Genomic DNA, 297 nt, shown 5'->3' on the forward strand with positions numbered 1-297 from the left:
ACTCTCACATGGGGAAACCCCACACTACCATCGGCGATGCATCGTTTCACTTCTGAGTTCGGGATGGGATCAGGTGGTTCCAACGCTCTATGGTCGTCAAGAAATTCGGGTACTGAGTCGTGGCCAGTGGGCCTCGCTTCAGCAAATTGGGTATGTGACAGCTAGGTGTTTTGTGAGCGTCGAACTTTCGGTTCATTTTCGTCTTCACACACCGCAATCTGGCCTTTCGACTCAAATTGCTTGGGTGTTATATGGTCAAGCCTCACGGGCAATTAGTATTGGTTAGCTCAACGCCTC

General features: G+C 50.5%; 1 rRNA gene. It reads right to left on the minus strand.

The features are described from left to right. Positions 1 to 101, minus strand: a 5S ribosomal RNA gene (gene rrf, locus L6D82_RS28485); the annotation flags it as partial. Between the last annotated feature and the right edge of the window lie 196 nt (positions 102 to 297).

The sequence above is a fragment of the Pseudomonas paraglycinae genome (assembly GCF_021601625.1).
GTDB lineage: Bacteria > Pseudomonadota > Gammaproteobacteria > Pseudomonadales > Pseudomonadaceae > Aquipseudomonas > Aquipseudomonas paraglycinae.